Annotated in this window: 19 protein-coding genes and 1 pseudogene; 7 read left to right on the plus strand and 13 right to left on the minus strand. The window is 71.3% G+C overall.

All coding sequences use genetic code 11. The features are described 5' to 3' along the window. Nucleotides 1-224: 224 nt before the first annotated feature. Entirely contained in the window at nucleotides 225-983 is a 759-nt protein-coding gene (locus ABTX62_RS27245; protein WP_352118683.1) for an LOG family protein, read from the minus strand. Nucleotides 984-1101: 118 nt separating this feature from the next. Further along, a complete protein-coding gene (gene dapE / locus ABTX62_RS27250; protein ID WP_352118684.1) occupies nucleotides 1102-2181 on the minus strand; it encodes a succinyl-diaminopimelate desuccinylase in 1080 nt (359 codons plus the stop codon). An 85-nt stretch (nucleotides 2182-2266) separates the two neighbouring features. On the opposite strand from dapE, the gene ABTX62_RS27255 reads away from it, so the two are divergent. Continuing rightward, on the plus strand, nucleotides 2267-3247 hold the full coding sequence (locus ABTX62_RS27255; RefSeq protein WP_502998018.1) for a heavy metal transporter: 981 nt from the start codon (nucleotides 2267-2269) through the stop codon (nucleotides 3245-3247). A 345-nt stretch (nucleotides 3248-3592) separates the two neighbouring features. Further along, nucleotides 3593-4051 carry an ATP-binding protein gene (locus ABTX62_RS27260; protein ID WP_352118686.1) on the plus strand — a complete coding sequence of 153 codons (459 nt, stop codon included), beginning with the start codon at nucleotides 3593-3595 and terminating at the stop codon, nucleotides 4049-4051. Between the two features lie 73 nt (nucleotides 4052-4124). On the opposite strand, the gene ABTX62_RS27265 is transcribed toward ABTX62_RS27260, so the two are convergent. Both ABTX62_RS27265 and fdxA read right to left on the minus strand, forming a co-directional pair. Then, a complete protein-coding gene (locus tag ABTX62_RS27265) occupies nucleotides 4125-5216 on the minus strand; it encodes a bifunctional succinyldiaminopimelate transaminase/glutamate-prephenate aminotransferase (protein WP_352118687.1) in 1092 nt (363 codons plus the stop codon). A 121-nt stretch (nucleotides 5217-5337) separates the two neighbouring features. Continuing rightward, nucleotides 5338-5658, minus strand: a complete 321-nt coding sequence (gene fdxA / locus ABTX62_RS27270) for a ferredoxin (protein WP_003973842.1) — start codon at nucleotides 5656-5658, stop codon at nucleotides 5338-5340. Between the two features lie 140 nt (nucleotides 5659-5798). Here fdxA and ABTX62_RS27275 point away from each other — a divergent pair, with 140 nt between their 5' ends. Both ABTX62_RS27275 and ABTX62_RS27280 read left to right on the plus strand, forming a co-directional pair. Next, a complete protein-coding gene (locus ABTX62_RS27275) occupies nucleotides 5799-6806 on the plus strand; it encodes a GNAT family N-acetyltransferase (RefSeq protein WP_352118688.1) in 1008 nt (335 codons plus the stop codon). A 30-nt stretch (nucleotides 6807-6836) separates the two neighbouring features. Then, nucleotides 6837-7688: a transglutaminase family protein gene (locus ABTX62_RS27280; RefSeq protein ID WP_352118689.1), complete on the plus strand. Its 852-nt coding sequence runs from the start codon at nucleotides 6837-6839 to the stop codon at nucleotides 7686-7688. 92 nt (nucleotides 7689-7780) lie between these two features. On the opposite strand, the pseudogene ABTX62_RS37960 reads toward ABTX62_RS27280, so the two are convergent. The 7 genes and pseudogenes from ABTX62_RS37960 to ABTX62_RS27310 all read right to left on the minus strand — a co-directional run. Next, nucleotides 7781-8104, minus strand: a pseudogene (locus ABTX62_RS37960) (hypothetical protein); the annotation flags it as partial. 75 nt (nucleotides 8105-8179) lie between these two features. Further along, complete coding sequence (locus tag ABTX62_RS27285; RefSeq protein ID WP_352118690.1) at nucleotides 8180-10738, minus strand: hypothetical protein; 2559 nt, start codon at nucleotides 10736-10738, stop codon at nucleotides 8180-8182. 156 nt (nucleotides 10739-10894) lie between these two features. Next, nucleotides 10895-11305 (minus strand): DUF6113 family protein, encoded by a 411-nt coding sequence (locus tag ABTX62_RS27290; protein WP_352118691.1) that lies wholly within the window; start codon nucleotides 11303-11305, stop codon nucleotides 10895-10897. Continuing rightward, nucleotides 11302-12162: an N-acetyl-1-D-myo-inositol-2-amino-2-deoxy-alpha-D-glucopyranoside deacetylase gene (gene mshB, locus ABTX62_RS27295; RefSeq protein WP_352118692.1), complete on the minus strand. Its 861-nt coding sequence runs from the start codon at nucleotides 12160-12162 to the stop codon at nucleotides 11302-11304. The genes ABTX62_RS27290 and mshB overlap by 4 nt, the downstream gene beginning before the upstream one ends. Before the next feature lie 49 nt (nucleotides 12163-12211). Then, complete coding sequence (locus tag ABTX62_RS27300) at nucleotides 12212-12874, minus strand: hypothetical protein (RefSeq protein WP_352118693.1); 663 nt, start codon at nucleotides 12872-12874, stop codon at nucleotides 12212-12214. A 136-nt stretch (nucleotides 12875-13010) separates the two neighbouring features. Then, complete coding sequence (locus ABTX62_RS27305; protein WP_352118694.1) at nucleotides 13011-13628, minus strand: Uma2 family endonuclease; 618 nt, start codon at nucleotides 13626-13628, stop codon at nucleotides 13011-13013. A 57-nt stretch (nucleotides 13629-13685) separates the two neighbouring features. Continuing rightward, the gene (locus ABTX62_RS27310; RefSeq protein WP_352118695.1) at nucleotides 13686-14651 is read right to left on the minus strand and encodes a helix-turn-helix domain-containing protein; all 966 of its coding nucleotides are present in this window, start codon (nucleotides 14649-14651) and stop codon (nucleotides 13686-13688) included. 303 nt (nucleotides 14652-14954) lie between these two features. Here ABTX62_RS27310 and ABTX62_RS27315 point away from each other — a divergent pair, with 303 nt between their 5' ends. Further along, entirely contained in the window at nucleotides 14955-15254 is a 300-nt protein-coding gene (locus tag ABTX62_RS27315) for an NIPSNAP family protein (protein WP_352118696.1), read from the plus strand. 9 nt (nucleotides 15255-15263) lie between these two features. On the opposite strand, the gene ABTX62_RS27320 is transcribed toward ABTX62_RS27315, so the two are convergent. Together ABTX62_RS27320 and ABTX62_RS27325 are read right to left on the minus strand one after the other, a co-directional pair. Then, nucleotides 15264-18806, minus strand: coding sequence for an nSTAND1 domain-containing NTPase (locus tag ABTX62_RS27320; protein WP_352118697.1), 3543 nt, complete (start codon nucleotides 18804-18806; stop codon nucleotides 15264-15266). A gap of 281 nt (nucleotides 18807-19087) precedes the next feature. After that, nucleotides 19088-19555: an ATP-binding protein gene (locus ABTX62_RS27325; protein WP_352118698.1), complete on the minus strand. Its 468-nt coding sequence runs from the start codon at nucleotides 19553-19555 to the stop codon at nucleotides 19088-19090. Nucleotides 19556-19712: 157 nt separating this feature from the next. Here ABTX62_RS27325 and ABTX62_RS27330 point away from each other — a divergent pair, with 157 nt between their 5' ends. Beyond that, a complete protein-coding gene (locus tag ABTX62_RS27330) occupies nucleotides 19713-20588 on the plus strand; it encodes a helix-turn-helix domain-containing protein (protein ID WP_352118699.1) in 876 nt (291 codons plus the stop codon). After that, nucleotides 20585-20794 (plus strand): DUF397 domain-containing protein, encoded by a 210-nt coding sequence (locus ABTX62_RS27335; protein WP_352118700.1) that lies wholly within the window; start codon nucleotides 20585-20587, stop codon nucleotides 20792-20794. Before ABTX62_RS27330 ends, ABTX62_RS27335 begins: the two co-directional genes overlap by 4 nt. Nucleotides 20795-20796 lie beyond the last annotated feature (2 nt).

Raw genomic sequence — 20796 nt, forward strand, 5'->3', positions numbered from 1 at the left:
AGCGGCGTCCGGTGCGTGCTCTCGGCGTGCCGGGTGCAAGCCCTCGTACTGGGTGTACTTGGGCTTGCGCCCGGTGCGGCGAGAGTGCGTGCCGGACGCCGCGACGGGGCGAACGTTGCCTGCTGCGGCACTAGCCGGAGTACCGGGGGGCTTCGCCCCCGGCCCCCCGGCCGTGCCCTCACCTCACCGCGACGCACCCGGACCCGAGGCCGGGCTCGAAGGCCTCAGCGGCCGGCTTCCTTGGACACCAGGGCCACCGCCTCGTCCACGTCGTCCGTCACGTGGAACAGCAGCAGGTCCTTGTCCGCCGCCTTGCCCTGGGCGATCACCGTGCCGCGGAGCCAGTCGATCAGGCCGCCCCAGTAGTCGCTGCCGAACAGCACGATCGGGAAGCGCGTGACCTTCTGGGTCTGGACGAGGGTGAGGGCCTCGAAGAGTTCGTCGAGGGTGCCGAGACCGCCGGGCAGGACGACGAAGCCCTGGGCGTACTTGACGAACATCATCTTCCGCACGAAGAAGTAGCGGAAGTTGAGGCCGATGTCGACGTACGGGTTGAGCCCCTGCTCGAACGGCAGCTCGATGCCGAGGCCGACCGAGATGCCCTTCGCCTCCAGGGCCCCCTTGTTGGCCGCCTCCATCGCGCCCGGGCCACCGCCCGTGATGACGGCGAAGCCCGCGTCCACCAGGCCCCGGCCCAGCCGGACGCCCGCCTCGTACTCGGGTGAGTCCGCCGGGGTCCGGGCCGAGCCGAACACGCTGATCGCCGGCGGTAGTTCGGCCAGTGCGCCGAAGCCCTCGATGAACTCCGACTGGATGCGCAGCACGCGCCACGGGTCGGTGTGGACCCAGTCGGAGGGGGCACGCTCGTCCAGCAGTCGCTGGTCCGTGGTGCTGGCCTGCACCTGATCCCGCCTTCGGAGGACGGGACCCAGGCGCTGTTCGTCCGGCGGCTGCTTCTTCCCCTCGGGGTTGCCGGTCGCCATGTGCGCTCCCTCCGTCGTGCCTGTCTTTCCACCTCAGCGTAGATCTACGCGGGTTACGAACGAGGGACGTGAGCATGTCCGCGCTGAAGCGCCGTAAACACGAGGGCGTCCCGGCGGGTCAGGCGGTCAGCCAGTTCCTCAGGCGCTCCTCGCCCGCGAGGATCTTGGCGATCTCCACCCGCTCGTCCCGCTTGTGCGCCAAGTGGGGGTTGCCGGGGCCGTAGTTGACCGCCGGGACGCCGAGCGCGGAAAAGCGGGAGACATCCGTCCAGCCGTACTTCGGCATGGGGGTGCCGCCGACCGCCTCGATGAAGGCCTTGGCCGCCGGATGGGACAGGCCCGGCATCGCCGCGCCGCTGTGGTCGACGACCTCGAACTCCTCGACCCCGCAGTCCGCGAAGACCTCCCGGACGTGGGCGACGGCCTCCTCGGGCGTGAGGTCGGGCGCGTAGCGGAAGTTGACGGTGACCACGCACGCGTCCGGGATGACGTTGCCGGCCACTCCCCCGTCGATGCCGACCGCGTTCAGGCCCTCGCGGTACTCCAGGCCGTCGATGACCGGCCGGCGGGGTTCGTAGGAGTCCAGGCGGGCGAGGATCGGGGCCGCGGCGTGGATCGCGTTGGAGCCCATCCAGCCGCGCGCCGAGTGGGCCCGCTCACCCGTGGTCTTCAGCAGCACCCGCAGGGTGCCCTGGCAGCCGCCCTCGACCTGGCCGTCCGACGGTTCGAGCAGGACCGCGAAGTCGCCCTCCAGCCACTCGGGGCGCGTCTCGGAGACGTGCTTGAGGCCGTTCAGCTCCGCGGCGACCTCCTCGTTGTCGTAGAAGACGAAGGTGAGGTCGCGGTTGGGGGCCGGGACGGTGGCGGCGATGCGCAGCTGCACGGCGACGCCCGACTTCATGTCGCAGGTGCCGCAGCCCCACAGGACGCCGTCCTCGTCGAGCCGGGAGGGGACGTTGTCCGCGATCGGCACGGTGTCGATGTGGCCGGCCAGGATCACCCGCTCCGGGCGGCCCAGGTTCGTGCGGGCCACGATGTTGTTGCCGTACCGGTCGACCGTCAGGTGGGGCAGCACGCGCAGCGCCGTCTCGATGGCGTCGGCGAGGGGCTTCTCGGTGCCGCTCTCGGAACGGAAGTCGACGAGCCGGGCGGTCAGCTCCGCGGCGTCCAGCGTGAGGTCAAGCGAGGTGTCGGCCATGCCGTCGACCCTAACGCGCCAGGCCGTCGCCTCACTGTCCACACCCGGCTCATACCACTCCGTACTCTCCAGTACCTTGTACCGCGTGCCAGAGCCGACATCTCCCAAACGTCGTGGCCGCCTCTTCCGATGCGGAGCCGCCTTCATGGTCCTGCTCGCGGTCGCCGGTTACCTCGTCGTGCAGTACGTCGCCGGTGGCTCCGGCGGACCGGGCTGCAAGGTCGTCTCCGGCAAGGGCGACGGAGCGTCGTACGAGTTCAGCCCCGAGCAGGCGGTGAACGCGGCGACGATCACCGCCGTGGGGACCGCGCGCGGGCTGCCCGAGCGGGCCGTGACCATCGCGCTGGCGACCGCGCTGCAGGAGTCGGCGCTGCGCAACATCGACCACGGCGACCGGGACTCCCTCGGCCTGTTCCAGCAACGGCCCTCGCAGGGCTGGGGGACGCCGAAGGAGATCATGGACCCGACGTACTCGGCCAGCGAGTTCTACGAGCACCTGGTCAAAGTGCCCGGCTACACCCGGCTGCCGCTCACCGTCGCCGCCCAGCGGGTGCAGCGCAGCGGTTTCCCGCAGGCCTACGCCAAGCACGAGCCGGACGCCGCGCTGCTCGCCGCGGCCCTCACCGGGCAGTCCGCGGCCACGCTGACCTGCGAAGGCCGCCCGGGTGCGACCCGGGCCTCGGGCCCGGACGGTGTGCGGGCCGCGCTGGTGCGGGACTTCGGGCGGGACGTGCTGGAGTCGGCCGGCGCCGAGGTGGGCGGCTCGCCGGCGGCGGGACCGGCGCCGTCCCCGAGCGGTACGGGCGGCACCGGCGGGCGGACGGTGACCCTGCCGGTGACCGCCGACCCGGGTTCGACGACCGGGCGCAGCCCGGACCGGCGCGGCTGGCAGCTGGCGCACTGGGCGGTGGCCCACGCCTCCGAGCTGCACATCGCGCGCGTCACCTACGCGGGGCGCGAGTGGGTCGCCGGGAACACCGCCAGCCAGTGGCGGGACGCTCCGGCGAAGGGCACCGCGGGAGCGGAACGGGACGCGGACGCGGTCCGTATCGTCACGATGGGCTAGCTCGAGCAGGAGTGCGGGGACTCACCCGTGGGGCTTAGCCGCACGACTCGGTGGCGGTGTGTGCGCAGGTTTTGGCACCCTCCTCCGGAAACCGTGGAATCCCTTGGGAACACAGGGCTGGAAGGATTCGGCGGCGTTTCCCGCAGTAGCCTCTTTGACCGTTTTTATCCGCAGCCGATAATGCGACACATTGCCAACTCTTTACGTTGCGGCGCCGCAACCTTCACGGACTTCGAGCGGTAGTCACTGCGTCCGAGCCGGGGTGATCCACAGCCAGTCGATCAACTGCCCCACCCGGCCGGGCACTTCACGAAGCTCACTGTTCTCTCCCGTCGAAGGAGCACCATGTCCCTCCCCCTGACCCGCAGGATCGCCCGTGCCGCGCTGATCGTCGCTGCGGGAGCGGCTGCCGGGGTCGGTGCGGCCGGTTCCGCCAGCGCGGCCCCCGAGCTGCCCGCCACCCCGAACCTCGGGGGTCTGACCGCCCTGGACGGCGCGAACGTCGGCGACACCGTCGACGGCGCGGCGCAGAACGTCACCGAGTCCGCGGGCGACACCGGCGGCAAGACCGTCGAGAAGGCGGTGCCGGCCGCGGGCAAGACCGGCGGCAAGAACGGCGGCAAGGCCGTCAAGAAGACCACGCCCCTGACGCAGAAGACCGCCGGTGACGCGGCGGGCACCGCCGAGCAGCTCGTCGGCGACACGGCCGGTTCGGCCAAGGGCGGCCTGCCGACGGACTCCCTCACCCAGGGCGGCGTGCCGTCCGCCGACTCCCTGCCGGTGAAGAGCCTGCCGGTCGGCTGACGCACCGAGGCTGTGACGCCGAAGGGGTCCGGGGAGCTTCCCCGGACCCCTTCGCCATGTGCTCGTTCGGCGCTCACAGACGCCGTACGGCCGCCGCGACCCTTTCGTCCGTCGCCGTCAGCGCCACGCGGACGAACTCCGCGCCCGCCGGGCCGTAGAAGTCGCCCGGTGCGACGAGGATGCCGCGCTGCGCGAGGTGGGCGACCGTGTCCCAGCAGGACTCGCCCCTCGTGGCCCACAGGTACAGGCTGGCCTCGCTGTGCTCGATGCGCAGGCCGTGGGTGCGGAGGGCCTCGCGCAGAAGCTCGCGGCGGGAGGCGTAGCGCTCGCGCTGCACGCGCACGTGGTCGTCGTCGCCCAGGGCCGCGATGACGGCCGCCTGGGTCGGAGCCGACGTCATCATGCCGCCGTGCTTGCGGATCTCCAGCAGCGGCCCGAGGACCGCCGGGTCGCCGGCCAGGAAGGCCGCGCGGTAGCCCGCGAGGTTCGAGCGCTTGGAGAGGGAGTGGACGGAGACGATGCCGTCGTACGAGCCGCCGTTGACGTCCGGGTGCAGCACCGAGACCGGGTCTGCCTCCCAGCCCAGCTCCAGGTAGCACTCGTCGGAGAAGAGCAGGATGCCGCGCGAGCGGGCCCAGGCGACGATCCGGGTCAGCTCCTCCTTGGAGAGGACCTTGCCCGTGGGGTTCGACGGGGAGTTCAGCCAGAGGAGCCTCAGGCCCTCGGGGTCCAGCTCCGTCGGGTCGTCGTAGGCCTCGTACGCGGCGCGCGCCAGCCGGGCGCCCACCTCGTACGTCGGGTAGGCCAGGCGCGGGTAGGCCACCCGGTCGCCGGGGCCGAGGCCCAGCTGGGTCGGGAGCCAGGCGACGAGTTCCTTGGAGCCGACGATCGGCAGCACGTGGCGGTGGGTGACCTCACGGGCGCCGAGGCGGCGCTCGACCCAGCCGGTGATCGCGTCGCGCAGCTCGGGCGTGCCCCAGACCGTCGGATAGCCCGGCGAGTCCGCGGCCGCGACCAGCGCTTTCTGGATCAGCTCGGGGACCGGGTCGACCGGGGTGCCGACGGACAGGTCGACGATGCCGTCCGGGTGGGCGGCGGCCGTGGCCTTGTACGGGGTCAGCTTGTCCCAGGGAAACGTGGGGAGGCGGTCGGAGACTGCGGACACGGGTTCTGGCTCACTTTCTGGCACGTACGAGCCGGGCTACGGCAAACGCCTCGGCCCCGTACGGCGATCAGCGGGCTGATCGGGCCGTACGGGACCGAGGCGGCGCCGGTGCGGGCCGCTCTTACTGGTTCTGCGGCGGCAGCGCGGCGACGAAGGGGTGGTCGCGCTCGATCAGCCCCAGCTTGCTGGCACCGCCGGGCGAACCGAGTTCGTCGAAGAACTCGACGTTCGCCTTGTAGTAGTCCTTCCACTCCTCGGGAGTGTCGTCCTCGTAGAAGATCGCCTCGACCGGGCAGACCGGCTCACAGGCACCACAGTCGACGCATTCGTCCGGGTGGATGTACAAGGACCGCTGGCCCTCGTAGATGCAGTCGACCGGGCACTCCTCGATGCACGCCTTGTCCTTGACGTCGACACAAGGCTGCGCGATGACGTAGGTCACGCTGTCGTTCCTCCTCGATAGGGCGCTGGCGGGCCTCCTCAGGCTCCGCCGCCTGGCGCGCGGGAGCGCGGCGTCGTCGATGCCCGCCCCTAGTATCTCCGTTCCTGGGCATGATCCGTACAGGAGGGGTGAACTGACCTGTGGAAATCTCTGCCGCCGGGCGACTCGAGGTCCGTATCACCACTGCTGACGTGGGTAAACGGGTCTCCGTGCGGAGCTTGACCGAACGTCCGGCCCCGGTGGAGAAGTTCACCGACACGGTCGGTGTTCTCACATCATGGGACAACGGTGTGCTGCTGATCACACGCAAGAGTGGCGAGAGCGTCCGTATCGAGGAATCGGCGCTGGTCGCGGGCAAGGTCGTGCCCTCCGCACCGGCGCGTCGCCGCGGGCCCGCCGCCTCCTACGAGGAGCTGGCCCGGGTCGCCGCGCGGGCCTGGCGGCCCGTGGAGAGCGAACGGCTCGGGGAGTGGGAGCTGCGGGCGGCGTCCGGGTTCACACGGCGGGCCAACTCGGTGCTCCCGCTGGGCGCGCCCGGCCTGCCGCTCGACGAGGCCCTCGACGCCGTACGGCGGTGGTACGGGGAGCGCGGACTGCCCGCCTACGTCCAGACCGCGACCGGCGCCGAGGGCACGCAGGAGCTGCTCTGCGCCGCGCTGGAGGAGCGGGGCTGGGAGCGGGAGGTGACCGCCGAGCTGTGGGTCGGGCCGCTGGCGCCGATCGCCGACCGGGGCGACCCGGCGGGGGTCGTACTGTCCCGGGAGGCCGACGCGGGGTGGCTGGCCCGGTACCAGCGCAAGGGCGTGAGCGAGGTGGCGCTGCGGGTGCTCGGCGGCGGGCCGTCCGTCTGGTTCGCGAGCGTGCCCGGGCCGACGGCACCGGCCGCCATCGGGCGGTGTGTCGTCGACGGGCGATGGGCCGGGTTCGCCGCCGTCGAGGTCGATCCGGCGCTGCGGCGGCAGGGGCTCGGCACGGCCGTGATGGCCGCTCTGGCCCGTCAGGCGCTCGACGAGGGCGCGTCGGCCGCGTGGCTCCAGGTGGAGGCCGAGAACGCGGGAGCGCGGGCGCTGTACGCCCGGATGGGCTTCGCCGCGCATCACGCCTACCACCACTACCGGGCGCCGGACGCCGGCGGCACCGGCCGGTAACCGATCGTCGTCGAAGGGCACGAGCCAGCCATGCGTCCCCCGTTTCCCCCGCCCCCCGAGCGTTCCGCCGAGCTGCGGCGGCGGTTCGCCGAAGAGGCCCGTGGCGAGCGGCCCGATCTGGCGACGCTGTGCCTGCTGGTCGGGGCGGTGGCGGACGGGGAGCTGGACGAGGCGGGCCTGGACGCCGCGCAGGTCGAGCTGGACCGGCTGGCCGGGCTGCTGCCGTACCGGCCCGGCGGGCCGCGGGCCTGGGCGGTCGCCCTGCGGGAGCTGCTCGGTGAGCGGACGGGCTTCCACGGCACCTCGGCCGACTACCAGCGGCTGGAGTCCTCGCTGCTGCACGAGGTGCTGGTGCGGCGCAGAGGGCTGCCCATCCTGCTGTCCGTGGTGTGGATGGAGGTGGCACGGCGGGCGGGAGCGCCGGTGTACGGGGTCGCCCTGCCGGGGCACTTCGTGGTCGGGTTCGGGCCGGAGGAGGGGCAGGTGCTCGCGGACCCGTTCGACGGGGGGCGGGTGCTGAGCGGGGCCGACGCGGAGTTGCTGGTGGCCGGGGCGGCGGGGGCGCGGTTGGACGCGGCGATGTTGCGGCCGGCGGATCCGCTGAATGTGGTGCTGCGGATCCTGAACAACGTGCGGGCGTGGGCCGCGGCCCGGCCGGAGCGGTCGGATGTGGCGTTGTGGGCGGTCGAGTTGTCGTTGCTGCTGCCGTCGCGTCCGGCTCGGTTGCGGTACGAGCGGGCGCAGTTGCTCGTGCAGCGGGGGGAGTTCCTGGGCGGGGCCGCGGAGTTGGAGGCGTACGCGGAGGTTGTGGAGGCGGTGGACGAGGCGGCTGCCGAGCGGGTGCGGGGAGAGGCGTTCGCGGCTCGGGCCATGCTCAACTGAGCCTTCACGCCGTGCAGCGTCGCGCTGTCGGGTGTGCGGGTTTGTCGTGGTCGATCGCGCAGTTCCCCGCGCCCCCGCCCGGCCGCGTTCGTGAGCCGGACGAGTTCGGCGACCACGACCTCGTTCATGAGCCCGCCGCTCCGCAGCGTGGCGCCCACGCGCCCGGCGACCATGGCAGGTCGAGGCTGGTGGACTCGCGGCGCCGCCGGGGCCGAGCAGGGCGACGACCGTGACCTCGTTCATGAGCCCGCCGCTCCGCAGCGTGGCGCCCACGCGCCCGGCGACGATGGCAGGTCGAGGGTGGTGGACTCGCGACTCGCGGCGCCGCCGGGGCCGAGCGGGGCGATGGTCCGGCCAGGTCCGACCGGGGGATGCCGGCGGGGGCGGTGCCGGGTGTCCGGAGTGCCGCATGACAGGTGTCATGTCCGCGGGGTGACGACGACAGCCCCCGCCCTCACCGGGCAGGGGCTGTCGTACGGCGGGTGCCCGGGTCAGTTCGGGGTGGTGTCGATGACCACGGTGCGCTCCGCCGGCGTCTGGCCGCGCAGCGCCTTGCGCAGTGCGGTGACGACGTCCTGCGGGAGTACGTCGCGCTTCCCGGTGGCGGTCTCGATCTGTACGCCGTCGAACGTCGTGCCGTAGGCCTCCTTGAGCGCCTTCAGGTTGTAGGTGTCCACGAGCTTGCCGTCGACGGCCTTGAATCCGAGGATCTTCGGCAGCGACAGCGCGCCGAACGGAATGCTGTGCGCCGCATCGGTCTGCACGGTGGCCTTGGCCGACATCGCGGGCTGCGCGAAGTCCTTCAGGACCCGGTCGACCTCGGCGTTCGAGACCGTCGGCCGGCGGGTGGTGGTCGGCAGGTTCACCGTGCCGACCCTGCCGGTCTCCACCTGGGTGCGGTACGCCTCCTCGACCGTCGTCGTCGCCTTGGCGAGGTCGATGCCCTTGCCCACCTTGCCGTACACCGGGACGGCCTTGCCGTCCTTGAACTCGATCGTGCCGTCGGTCGACGCGCCGGAGCCGCCCGCCGCCTCCTTCAGGGAGGCGTGCAGCTTCTCCTCGTCGACGGGCATGACCGGCGTGACGACACGGTGGTTGCCGAAGAGGGAGCCGATCACGGAGACCGGGTTGTAGTCGCTCTTCGCCGCCGCGTCGGCCGTGGCGTCCATGTCGAACTGCAGGCCCGCGTTGTCCGGGTCGAGGGTGACGGTCTTGCCGCCCACCGACAAGGTCATCTCCTTGCCGACGCGGTTGTCGAAGGCCTCGTCGAGCTTGCGGACCGCGCCGTCGCGGGTGGTGCCGCCGATGTCGACGCCGAGCACGGTGGTGCCCTTGGGCACGTCGGTGCGGTTCATCAGCAGGCCGGCGCCGTAGACGCCACCGGCGAGGACGACCACGCCGACGGCCAGCAGCACGAGCTTGCTGCGCCCCTTCTTCTTCGGCGCCTTCGACGAGCTCGCCGGGGGCGGGGAGACCGGCTCGGGCAGCTTCGGGGCCGTGTGCGGCACCGGGCCGTCACCGGGCGCACCCGGGCCGAACGGAGAGGCCGCGCCGGGCGGTACGACGGGGATGCCGCTGGTGACGGTGTGCCCGGAGACGTTGTCGTGCCGGGGGCCGTAGCCCTGCCCGTCCGACGGTTCGGGGGCGGGCTTCTGCGGGGTGAGGATGGCGGTGTCGTCGCTCATGCCACCACCGGGGCCGGGGCCCGTGGCACCGGGGGTGCCACCCTGGGCACCCGGGCCCGCCGGGCCGCCAGGGGCTCCGGGTACGCGCGTACCGGCGGGACCGCCGGGAGCGCCCGGGCCACCGGGGCCGCCGCCTATGGCTCCGGGACCGACGGGGGCGCCGGGGCCTCCCGGCCGGCCGTGAGCGTTGAAGGCACCGGGGCCGCCGGGGCCGCCGCGGGCACCGGAGCGGCCGGGCTCATCGAAGGACTCGGGGGCGCCGAGCCGACCCGGGTCACCGAAACCACCGACGGCACCGGGCTCATCGAAGGACTCCGGGGCACCGGGCCGACCCGGGTCACCGAAGCTCCCAGGGCCGCCAGGGCCGCCCGGCGCGTTGAAGGCACCGGGATCACCGTGGCCGCCTGGTGCGTTGAAGTCGCCCGGGCCACCGGCCGGTGGCACCATCGGGCCGTCGCCGGTGACCGGTCCGCCGGTCGGGCCGGCCGGGCCCCGGGACCCGGGCGCGCCGGGTTCGCCGAAGCCGTGGGCAGCGCTCGGGCCGCCGTTCTGGCCGTCGTAGCCGCCCTGCCCGTTCTCGGAGAAGTACGGCAGGTCGTCGCGGCGCGGTTCGCCGCCGTCGCTCGGGGCGGGACGGGAGCCGTTGCCCGCGGAACGCGAACCGTTGCCCAGCGGGCCCGCCGCCAGGGCCTCGGTGACGTCGAAGGAGCCGGTGCCGCCGCCGTGCCCGGGCGCGACAGGACCACCGGTCGCGCCGCCCGGCAGCCCGGCACCGTTCGTGCCGCCGGACCGGGAGCCGCCCGGCGCGCCCATGGAGCCGACCACGCCACCGGGCCGCCCGGTACCCGGACGCGCGCCACCGGACGCACCGGCGCCGGAGCCCGGCGCACCGGGCCCGCCCGCCGCCGGAGCCGAACCGCCCGGCAGACCGGCCCCGTTGGTGGAGCCGCTGCCCGGACCGCCCTTGCCTCCGCCGGACTTGCGGGGCGCGAACCAGTCACTGGTGGGCTTGTCGTCGCCCGGCTGCGCGGACTCGGCAGGCGGCTCGACCGGGGCCGGAGGCGCGTCGGCGCCCGGGGCCGTCGGCGCCTCACCGCGCGTGTCGGTGTCTGCGGAACCCTCCGCCTCCGCGACGGGTTTGCGCATCACGACCGGCGGAATGGGCCGGGACCCGGGGATGTTGATCCGGATCCGGGTCGTCAGCGTGGTCTCGGTCTTGCGTTCCTCCGGCCGCGTGGCGGAACGGCCCGCGTCCCTACCGGCGTCGGAGACCGTCGGGGTCCCGTACGGCGGCGTGCCCGACGGGTAGGCGGCTCCGCCGCGCCCGTTGGGCCCGGAGGACGGAGTGTCAGTTTCACGACTCAAGGCAGGTTCTCCCGGTTGGCTCCGCCGCCCGACACAACCTCACGCGGGCAGCTCGGCGGCGCGCACCACCATACTGGCCACTTCTCAGCCGTATCTCAGGACCGCTGGGGAAAGTCACACCGGACCCCCACGGGCGTGTCCCGGCGAAGTGGTACGTCACTTGCCAAGTCGGACGGGGTCACCGTCCGGTTGCCGCCCCGGGGCGAAGGTGGCGCAGATCACAGCCACGGCGATGCCCCCGAGCAGGAAGAGATAGGAACCGCTTCCCGCGGCGAAGAGGAAGTCGCCCTCGGGACGACTGGCGGTGAGCAGGATGACGGCCAGCATCCAGCCCGCCGCGACCGCGACACCCCCGGACCGGGCCCTCATGACGCGGGCGGCACCGAGGACGGCTCCGGCCTCGGCGGCGAGAGCGAGCAGCAGTCCTCCCGGGAACCACCCTGGCTGTACCAGCGCCCCGGCCGCGCCGACCACGGCGCCGAGCACGAAGAACCCGAGGAGGGCGCCGACCCGCCCGGCGGTGGGCGGCCGCATCGGCTGGGCGAGGATCGGCGTCCGGTCGCTCACGAGTCCCCCTCGACACCGGCGAACAGGTCCGTCTCCCGCTCGCCCGGTCCCCGCTCGCCCCGCACGAGTTCGTAGTACTCGGTCGTGAGGATCGGCTGGGCGAGCTCGTTGGACAGCACGAAGTACGGCTCGGCCACGGTGATCTGGGTGGCGTGGGCGCGCATCGCAGCAGCCTTGGCCGCGGCGTGGGCGGTGCCGTCGACGACGGTGGTGATCCGCTCCTCGGCCACGACACCCGGGACGTCGTCGACGTCGGCCGCCTTGGTGAAGGGCGTGCCGGGCAGGTCCTGGCGGAGCCGGGCGAACGACTCCTCCACAACCGGCCGGGGAACCCGGTTCCAGTAGACCTTGGGGATCGTCCAGCCCGACTCGGCGGCCAGCTCCGCAGCGCGCATGGCGACGCGGTGGGCCTGGATGTGGTCGGGGTGGCCGTAGCCGCCGTGGTCGTCGTAGGTGACAAGGACCTGGGGGCGCACCTCGTGGATCACCTGGACGAGGTGTGCGGCGGCCTCGTCGACGTCGGCCTGCCAGAAGCAGGCGGGGTCGTCGTTGTCGGGCAGGCCCATCATCCCGGAGTCGCTGTAGCGGCCGGCGCCGCCGAGCAGGCGGAAGTCCGTCACGCCGAGCTCGGCCATGGCGGCGGCGAGCTCACGGCGGCGGTGCTGGCCCAGGGCGGCGCCCGTCAGGTGCGCGAGCTCGGACGGGATGACCTCGCCGCGCTCGCCGAGGGTGCAGGTGACCAGGGTGACGTGGGCACCCTCGGCCGCGTACCGGGCCATGGTCGCGCCGTTGTTGATCGACTCGTCGTCCGGGTGCGCGTGCACCAGCAGCAGACGCCGGGAGGGCAGTTCCGTCATGGGGCCAGCCTACGAGGCACCGGACCGCTGTTCGTCACGCCCCGGCCCGTCACCCCTCGGCGTCGAGCACATGGGCGATGGCCAGGGCGATCCGCTCGATCCAGTCGATGGCGTCCGTCACCTCGGCCTCGTCGATCGGACGGCGCTGCTTGAGGTCGCCGTCGATCAAGTCGGCGTCGTGTGCGATCTTGTTGCGGCGCTGGGTGATCTCCAGGTACCGGCTACGGAGCTTCTTCTCGTCGAACGTGGTCCGCCCCTGGAAGAAGTGCTGGTTGATGCATCCCGCCGCCTCGTACCAGACCTTCTTCTCCGTCACCAGCTTGAGCACCTCGGAGATCTTCCCGGGGTGCTGGAGCGCCTGTACGGCGAGCTTCTCCCGCAGGTGCTCCGCGACGGCCTCGGAGAGCGTGACCTCACCCCGCCGCACCGCCTCCACCCGGTGCAGCGGCAGTTCGTACCTCCGCAGTTGGTGAGGCATCGCCGGGCTGTCCTCGACCGTCAGTTCGGCCACTCGGCGCAGCACCTCCTCGTGCAGCCAGTGGTCGATGGCCGCGACAGCCTGCACCCAGGCCGCCCGGTAGAAGTCGTCGATGTCGATCGTGGGCGACCGGAACGGCGTGAGCATCCGGCCTGCCTCGACCATGCGCCGGGCGTACGACAGATTCGTCATGAACGCCTCGAACTGACGCGTCTGCGGTCTGGAAACAGCCATGCGCAACCCCGTGCTCACTCTTCGCCACGATCTTTACGAGCACGATCGCGGAGTTGCCAGGGGGCCGGTCAAGTCGGAAAGCATCGTCCGAACGAAGGTGACCGAAAGCAGTTCTTCTGTTTCCGGATCGAGTCCCTCAGGACCCGGCCTCTTCCTCATCGTCGTCCTGGTAGCACGGCAGGCCGCTCGTCGGAATGGTCCACTCCGCGATCGTGACGTCTTCGCCGTAGACGAAGTCCTTGCGGGTGGCGTACCGGGGTCCGTCCGGCGTCCGATGGATGTCGGTGAGGACAGCACCGGTGCCAGTACGAGGGTCGAAGATCGCGTAGACGGGGATGCCGAGCAGCGGGTAGTCACGCATCTTGCCCACCCAGTCGTTGCGCGGGTTGGAGCGGGATACGACCTCGATGGCGGCGATGAGCGTACGAGCGTCGAAAGACCCTTCGATATCCATGTCCTCTTCGGCGATCACCATGATGTCGGGTCGGCGCATGACACCCTCGGGTTCGTTTTCCACGTCGGGCTCGCCCGTATGGGCCACGAGCTCTTCCGGCATCACCTTCTCCAGGCGCTTCCGGAGTCGCGACCTGGACAGCTCGTGTGGGCCGTTGGGCGACAGCAGGTCGTGGACGATCCCTTCCTTGGTGATCTCGAACTTGCCCGGCACCGTGTCGTCCGTGGACTGAACGAAGTCACGCATGGCCCGGTACCGGTGGGAGGCGCCCTGTCGCACGTCGTCGGGTGCGATGGTCATGGCGCTCACTCCTCGTCATCCGTGCCGTGCCCAGGGGCAAGGGTCGTCGCGCTCACGCTAGGCGGCCTCCTGGAGATCGGTGCGGCAGTCGCGGCAACGTGCTGCGGGGTCGGGTGAGCGGAACCCGCGGTCGCAGCCGTCGCAGTTCCGCATCGGATGCCACACGGGCGGCGACGGGGCGGCGGCCGGTGCACGGAACGGGGCCGGGGGCGGGAGCTGGGCGGCGAGACGGCCGGCCAGGAAGGCGGCGGGCCGTCGTACGCCCTCGGGCGGCAGGTCGGCGGTCAGGGCGCGGCGTACGGCGGCGGGGCTGACGTCCCGTTCCAGCCAGGCGGCGACACCGGGGGCCAGATGGGCCGTATCGTCGACGGAGAGGAGCAGTCCGGGGTCGTGGCGGTGGAGGTCCGCGAGGAGGTCGGTGGCGGCCTGGAGGAGCGCGGGGGCGGGGTACGCGGGGCGCGGTACGTCCGGGAGCGGCTTGCGGGGTGCTCGTTCCCCGCGCGCCGCCCGTGTGGAGCGCGTCCCGCTTTCCTCGCACGCCTCCCGCTGCTGCGGTGCCGCCGCGGCTCGGGCCTGGGGGTGGTCGTGAATCTCGGGGCGCTCACGGGCCTCGGGGCGGTGGCGGGCCGCCGCCGGCTGGTTGCAAGAGATCGTGCGGGTGACGATGCGGCCGGTGGGTGTGCGGACGCGTTCGCGGCGCAGGTAGCCGTGGGCCTCCAGTTCGCGCAAGGCGGCGGCGATCCGGGTGGCTCCCTCGGGGAACCGGGCGGCGAGGGTCTTGATGTCGGCTGGGGCTCCCTTGGGCAACGACTGCAGGTGTGTGCCGAGCCCGATGGCGAGGAGCGAGAGCTCTCTGTGCTGAGCCAGGTGGTTGCCGATCACCGTGAAGCGGGTGGTGTGGCGTGTGTTCTCGTGCTGGATCCCGCCGGTGCGGTGGACCGCGCCGGGCCGCCGGTTCGGGTGCTTGTTGCCCACAACGTGGGCCTGGGCGTGCGGGGGCACGCTAGGGTTCGGGGTACCCATCGGGAAGCCTCTATCTTCCTCGGTGGTCAGGCCCTCGCACTGGGATTGCCGTCCCGGCGGGGGCCGTCGCATGTCTGTGGTTGTGTTGCGCCGAGCGTAGAGCCAGCAAGGGGCTGGAAATCCAGTCGAGTTGCCGATGTTCACTCGCGCGGGTGAGCGGCCGTCACGAGCGGGAGGGGTGGGGTTTGGTGAGGTCATTTCACCTCCGTGGTTCTTGGGAAAAGAGAGTGCCCCTTTCGCCGAAGCACGAGTTTTCAGGTTCCGGCGGCACACCGGCTCCGCCGCTCGGAGAGGATGTCTGCCATGCCGAAGACCACACAACTGCGTACGTACACGGTCCGGGACGGCCTGCTCGACGAGTGGGTGCAGCGGTGGCGGGGAGAAATCGTTCCGCTGCGGCTGGAGTTGGGATTCAGGATCGGGGGAGCATGGGTGGACCGTGAGCGCAATCAGTTCGTCTGGCTGATCTCCTACGATGGCCCGGAGACCTTCGCCGAGCGCAACGCGCTGTACTGGTCGTCGCCCGAGCGCGAAGCGATGGGCCTGAACCCGGACGACTACCTTGTCCACACCGATGACCGCACGGTCGAGCAGGCCTACTGAGCCACTACCTCACGCGGGGTCGAGCGGCAGCAGATGCTGCCGCCGTTCCTCCTGAGTGAGGGTACGGAAAACCCTCCCCCGGGCAGTGGCCTCCAGCCGGTCGTAGTCGGGCTCCGCTCTCCACACCCGCGCCGTCCCGTCGGCCGATCCCGTGAGCAGTCGCGTGCCGTCCGGTGACCAGGCCACGGAGAGCACCTTGTCCTGGTGCACACCGACGACGGCGACCTCTTCCAGGGTCGTGGCGGACCAGACCCGTACAGTGCGGTCGTCGCCGCCCGTGGCGATGTGCAGGCCGTCGGGTGACCAAGCCACGGCGCGAAGCCGCCCCTCGTGCCCCTTGAGCACCTCGATACGTCGCCCGGTGACGACGTCCCACACAGCTGCAGTCCAGTCGCCGGAAGCGGTGGCGATCCTCGTCTCGTCCGGCGACCAGGCCGCGTCCTCCACGTAGTTCTCGTGGCCGCGCAGCACTGTGAACTGCCGCCCCTCCCCGATGTCCCACAGGCGACACGTACGGTCGTCCGAGCAACTGGCGAGCAGCCGACCGCTCGGCGACCAGGCCACGCGCCCCACCCAGTCCTGATGTTCGGTGAGTTCCAGCAGCTCGGTCCCGTCCGACGCGGACAGGACGCGCACGGCACCGTCGTGACCACCGGTGGCGATCCGGCCGCCGTTCGCAGACCACGCGCACCCCTCGATGACTTCGCCGTTTCGCTCGAACAGTGTGCTGCCGCGCCCGTCGATGATCCGAAAAAGTCCGTCGTTCGTACTGAACGCGAGTCGTTCCCCCTGTGGAGCCCAGGCGACAGACCAGACCCGGTCCTCGCACTCGATCACCGGTCCGGCAGGCGCTCCGGTCACCACGTCCCACACCCGTACGGTGCCGTCGTCCGAGGCAGTGGCGAAACGGTCGCCGTCACTGGACCACGCGGCATGATTCACGGGACCTCGGTGTCCGTCGGCCAGTACGGCCTCTGCGCCACGCGGGCGCAGGTCCCACACCAGGCCGGTGCCGTCGGTGGAACTGGTGGCGAGCATGGCCCCGCAGGGTGACCAGGCGACGCCCCACACTGTGTCCGCATGGCCCCGCAGCACGGCCAGGACCTTGGCGTCCTCGGTGTCGACGATGCGCACGGTGCGGTCCGAGGAGGCGCTGGCCAGCATCCGACCGTCCGGTGACCAGGCCAGGTTCCACACGTAGTCGGTGTGTCCTCGGAGCAACAGGCGCAGGGCGCCGGTCCTGGCATTCCAGATGCGGGCGGTGTGGTCCCCGGAGCCGGTGGCGATATGCCGTCCGTCGGGTGACCAGGCGATGCCCTCGACGAAGTCCGAGTGCCCGGTGAGCGTGGTGGCCGCCGTCCCGGCCGTCAGGTCCCACACGATCGCGGTCTGATCGTGGGAGGCGGAGGCGAGGCGATCGCCATCCGGCGCCCAGGCCACACCCCACACGTCCTCGCTGTGCCCGTGCAGTTCGTGCACGACCCGACCACTATCGGCCTCCCAGACCCGGACGAGCCGGTCCTTGGAGCTCGCCGCTACGTGCCGACCATCCGGCGACCAGGCGACCTGTCTGTTGAGGTCCCCGGCTCCGGTGAGCAGCCGGACCGGCTCCCCCGAGGCAACGTCCCAGATCCGTACGACACGGTCACGGCCGGCGGTTGCCACCCTCGTCGAGTCCGGTGACCAGGCAACGGACTCGGCCATGGCCCCATCGCACGGCAGTACCAGCCGGGTGCGTCCGGACGGTGCGTCGTGAACGCGAGCTGTGCCGTCCCTGGACGCAGTGGCCAGCATGCGCCCGTCGGGGGACCAGGCGATGTGCCGGACTGTGTCCGTGTGTCCGTCGAGCCGGGCACGAACGTGACTTGCCGCCAGCGCCGCCATCAACCCGCGTCTGGCCGAGGGCGTGGGTGTGCACTCGCCGAGCGCGGCGAGCGACAGCAGCAGGGAACGCTCCGGTTCGTCCTCCGCGCTCAGGAGAACCTGCCGACCGATGCTGTCGGAGACGCGGCTGAGGAAGGTCAGGTCGCGGCGCTGCGAGGACTCGACGAGTGCGCGGGCGGGTGGGGACGCCTGCCCGGATTCCTCCAGCGCTTCCAGCCAGCGCCGGGCCGCGCTGAGGCGTTCCCCGGTGAGCAGGTAGTCGTCGCTGCGTCCGGCCCTCTCCCAGTCGGCCGCCCACCGTTCCAGTTCGGCGCGCTCGCGAAGTCGTTCGGCACGCGCCTCGACCTCCTGCCGCAACGGGGCCCACTGACGGAAGAGGGCCTCGTGTGTCACTTGTGCGTAGGGCTCACTGGTGGTTGCGGAGCCGGTGGCCGTGACGTCGGTGCGCAGCAGCCGTGCCTCAACGAAAGCATCGACGACATGGCGGTCCTGTCCGCCGAGTTCGGACAGCGGTACATGGCGGCGAGCCACCTCCTGCCCCTCGACAGTGACGAACCGGAGCAGAACCCGGAGGACGGCGTCGATTCCCACGCCTGCACCGAGCCCGGTCACGGTGTTGTCTGCCTGGCGCGCCAGCGCGCCAGGCACTCCGCCGAGCCGCCGGTACAGCTCCTCGGTCACCGTCCCGCCAGGGCCGGAGGCGAAGTACAGCTCTTGGAGGAGATAGGCGAGCAGCGGAAGTGCGTCGTCCGTCCCGGTCTCGCTCACGATGGAGTCGACGACTCCGGCCTCGAAGCCGAGCCCGACGAGGGCGCCCGGTCGCTCCACGACTTCGGCGAGCTGCGCTCTGCCCAATGCGCCGATGACGACGGGGTGTTGGAAGAGCTCCGCCTGTCCGGTACCGAGAAGCCTGCCGAGCAGATCCACCCGGAGGGTGGCCAGCACGCGCACCGCCGGATCCTGTTCCACACAGGTCCGCAACGCTTCGAGAAACTGGACGCGTTCACGCTCCCCCGCCAGGGTGACGACCTCTTCGAACTGGTCTACCACGAGGAGTATCCGCCGGAACCGGCCTCCCCGCAGCCGCGACAGCTCAGCTCGCAGTGCGTCCGGCCCTTGGCGCAGCCTGCGCAGTACGGCACTCGCCGGTTCCGGCCCGTCGGCGACGGCCGCCAACGCGCCCGCGAGGGCGCCCAGCGGGCTGGGTCCGGGAGCGAAGGCCGGTACGACGGTCCAGCGGCGCTCCCGAAGCCGAGGCATCACCCCTGCCCTGACCAGCGAGGACTTTCCGCTTCCGGACGCCCCGACCAGCAACAGGAACCGATCAGCGGGGTGGGTCGCGGTGGCGTGAAGCCTGCGCGTCAGTTCGGCAGTCTGTGCCTCCCTGCCGAAATAGACGGGTGCCTCGTCCTCGTCGAAGGCGTCGAGGCCCGGGTAGGGAACCCGCTCACGCGGCCACTCGACCCGAGGCGGTGCGGGGTTCTCCAGCCGGTAGACAACGACCTGCCCGACCACGAGTGCCACAATCAGCACTCCGATGGCCGGAACGGAGAACCGCTGAATCGCCGCCATCGCCCAAGGCACATCGTCGGTACTGGTCGCGTAGTTGGTGGCGATCCCGAGCAAGCAGGCGACCAGCGCCAGCATGATCTGAAGCGCGACCTGCATACGGTTCCTCATCGGACACCGCTCACGACCGCGCCGCTACCCGCCAGCACCCGCTCAGCCTCCGCTCCCACCGACCTCTGAACGCCGGCACCGTGTCATTCGTCCCGGACCCCCGTGGATCGGTGAGGCGGGGCGCTCATGACCATCTTCTGGGGCTTCTCAGACGTGTTCAACGGTGCGTATGCGTTTCGGCCATACGGAGCCACGGCTCTTCCGCTCCGGCGGGGATCGGTGAGGGTGTGCGCTGCGGGCGGCAGTGGTGGGGCAGGCGAGCTTCTCTCTCACCGTCGTGGCACGGGGTACGGGCAGGCGGGTTCCGGTGGCGGACCGACTTCGCACTCGGCCCACACCGTCTTACGCGGGTACGGCCCGGGGGCCGTGCCCCAGCGGTCTGCGAGCGCGTCGACGAGGACGAGGCCTCGGCCGGCCTCGGCATGCGGGGTGGAGTGTTGCAACCGCGGGAGGCGGTCACCCCGAGTGTCGGTGACCTCAATGCGCAGGGTGTCGCCGACGACGTAGAGGGTGAGCCTGAAGTCCCGGCCGGGGACACGGCTGTGCGCGGCGGCGTTGGCGGCGAGCTCGGCCACGATGTGCGCCGCCGGGTCCAAGGGGAGGCCCCAGGAGCGGAGCTGCTCGGTGGCGAGCAGTCGGGCGAGGCGGGCTCCGCGGGGCGTGGGTGACAACTGAACGCTGAAATTGCGGATCGGTGTGCCGAGTTGAACCACGGGGGTGGCGGTTTCTTGATTCACGTCACTCAGCGTGGCGGAGTGCGCTTACCGTGACCAGTGACGACGCCGTTGCGTACGGTGACTGTCCGACGCTTGTCCGGTGGTGTCCGGGCCTGTCGGGACGGGCCGGATGGGTACGAGGTCGGATCGGTAAGTCCGTATGACGGAGGGGCACGGTATGTCGGTGGACGGTGAGGTAAGGCGGCTCAAGACCGAGGCGGACGAGCCGGGTTGGGAGGTGGACCCGGACGACGAATGGGGACTGGCAGTCATCGCGACCGTTGGGCGGCAGCTGAAGCTGCGGCGGGAGGCCGTGGGGATGCGGGCTGCCGAGTTCGGGGAGGCGGTGGGGTACGGCGAAGACATGGTGTACAAGATCGAGGCCGGGAAGCGGATCCCCCAGCCCGAATATCTGGACACGGCGGACGGGGTGTTGGGGGCGGGTGGGTTGCTCGCCGCGATGAAGGAGGACGTGAAGAAGGTCCGGTATCCCAAGAAAGTGCGGGATCTGGCGCAGATGGAGGCGAAGGCCGTAGAACTGCTCTCGTACGGCAATCACAACCTGCACGGCTTGCTCCAGACAAAGGAATACGCGTGGGCCTTGCTACGAACACGGCGGCCGGTGAACCCGGAAGACCAGTTGGAGCAGGCACTGGCGGCACGTATGGCCCGAAAGACGATCTACGATCGTGCACCAGCCCCTGAGCTCAGCTTCGTCCTGGAAGAGACGACACTCAGGCGCCCCGTCGGAGGCAAGATGGTGTGGCGCAGTCAGCTCGAACACCTCCTCGAAGTCGGGAAGTTGCCAAACGTGGAGATTCAGGTGATGCCAACGGACCGCTGGGATCATCCTGGGACCGGAGGCCGCATCCAGGTGCTGAAGTTCGAGGACGGTACGGCGGTTGGGCGCATGGACGACGAGTTCAATGGCCGCCCTGTCCATGATCCGAGGCAGGTCAGGATCCTTGAACTGCGCTATGGCATCATCCGGGCCGAGGCTCTGACCGCACGCGAGTCACTGGCCTTCGTCGAGCAACTGGTGGGAGAAAGATGATCCGCAAGGCCTCTGTCGAAGACGCATCCGCGCTGGTGTGGTTCAAGAGCAGCTACAGCGACAGCAGCAACCCGAGCGACTGTGTCGAGGTCGCCAACACCCCCAGCACCATCCACGTCCGCGACTCCAAGCACACGGTCGGCCCACGCCTCCAGCTCTCACCGGTGGCCTGGGCCGACTTCGTGACGTACGCGTCCAAGGGCTGAAC

Source organism: Streptomyces sp. NPDC096046 (assembly GCF_040303285.1).
Taxonomy (GTDB): Bacteria; Actinomycetota; Actinomycetes; order Streptomycetales; family Streptomycetaceae; genus Streptomyces.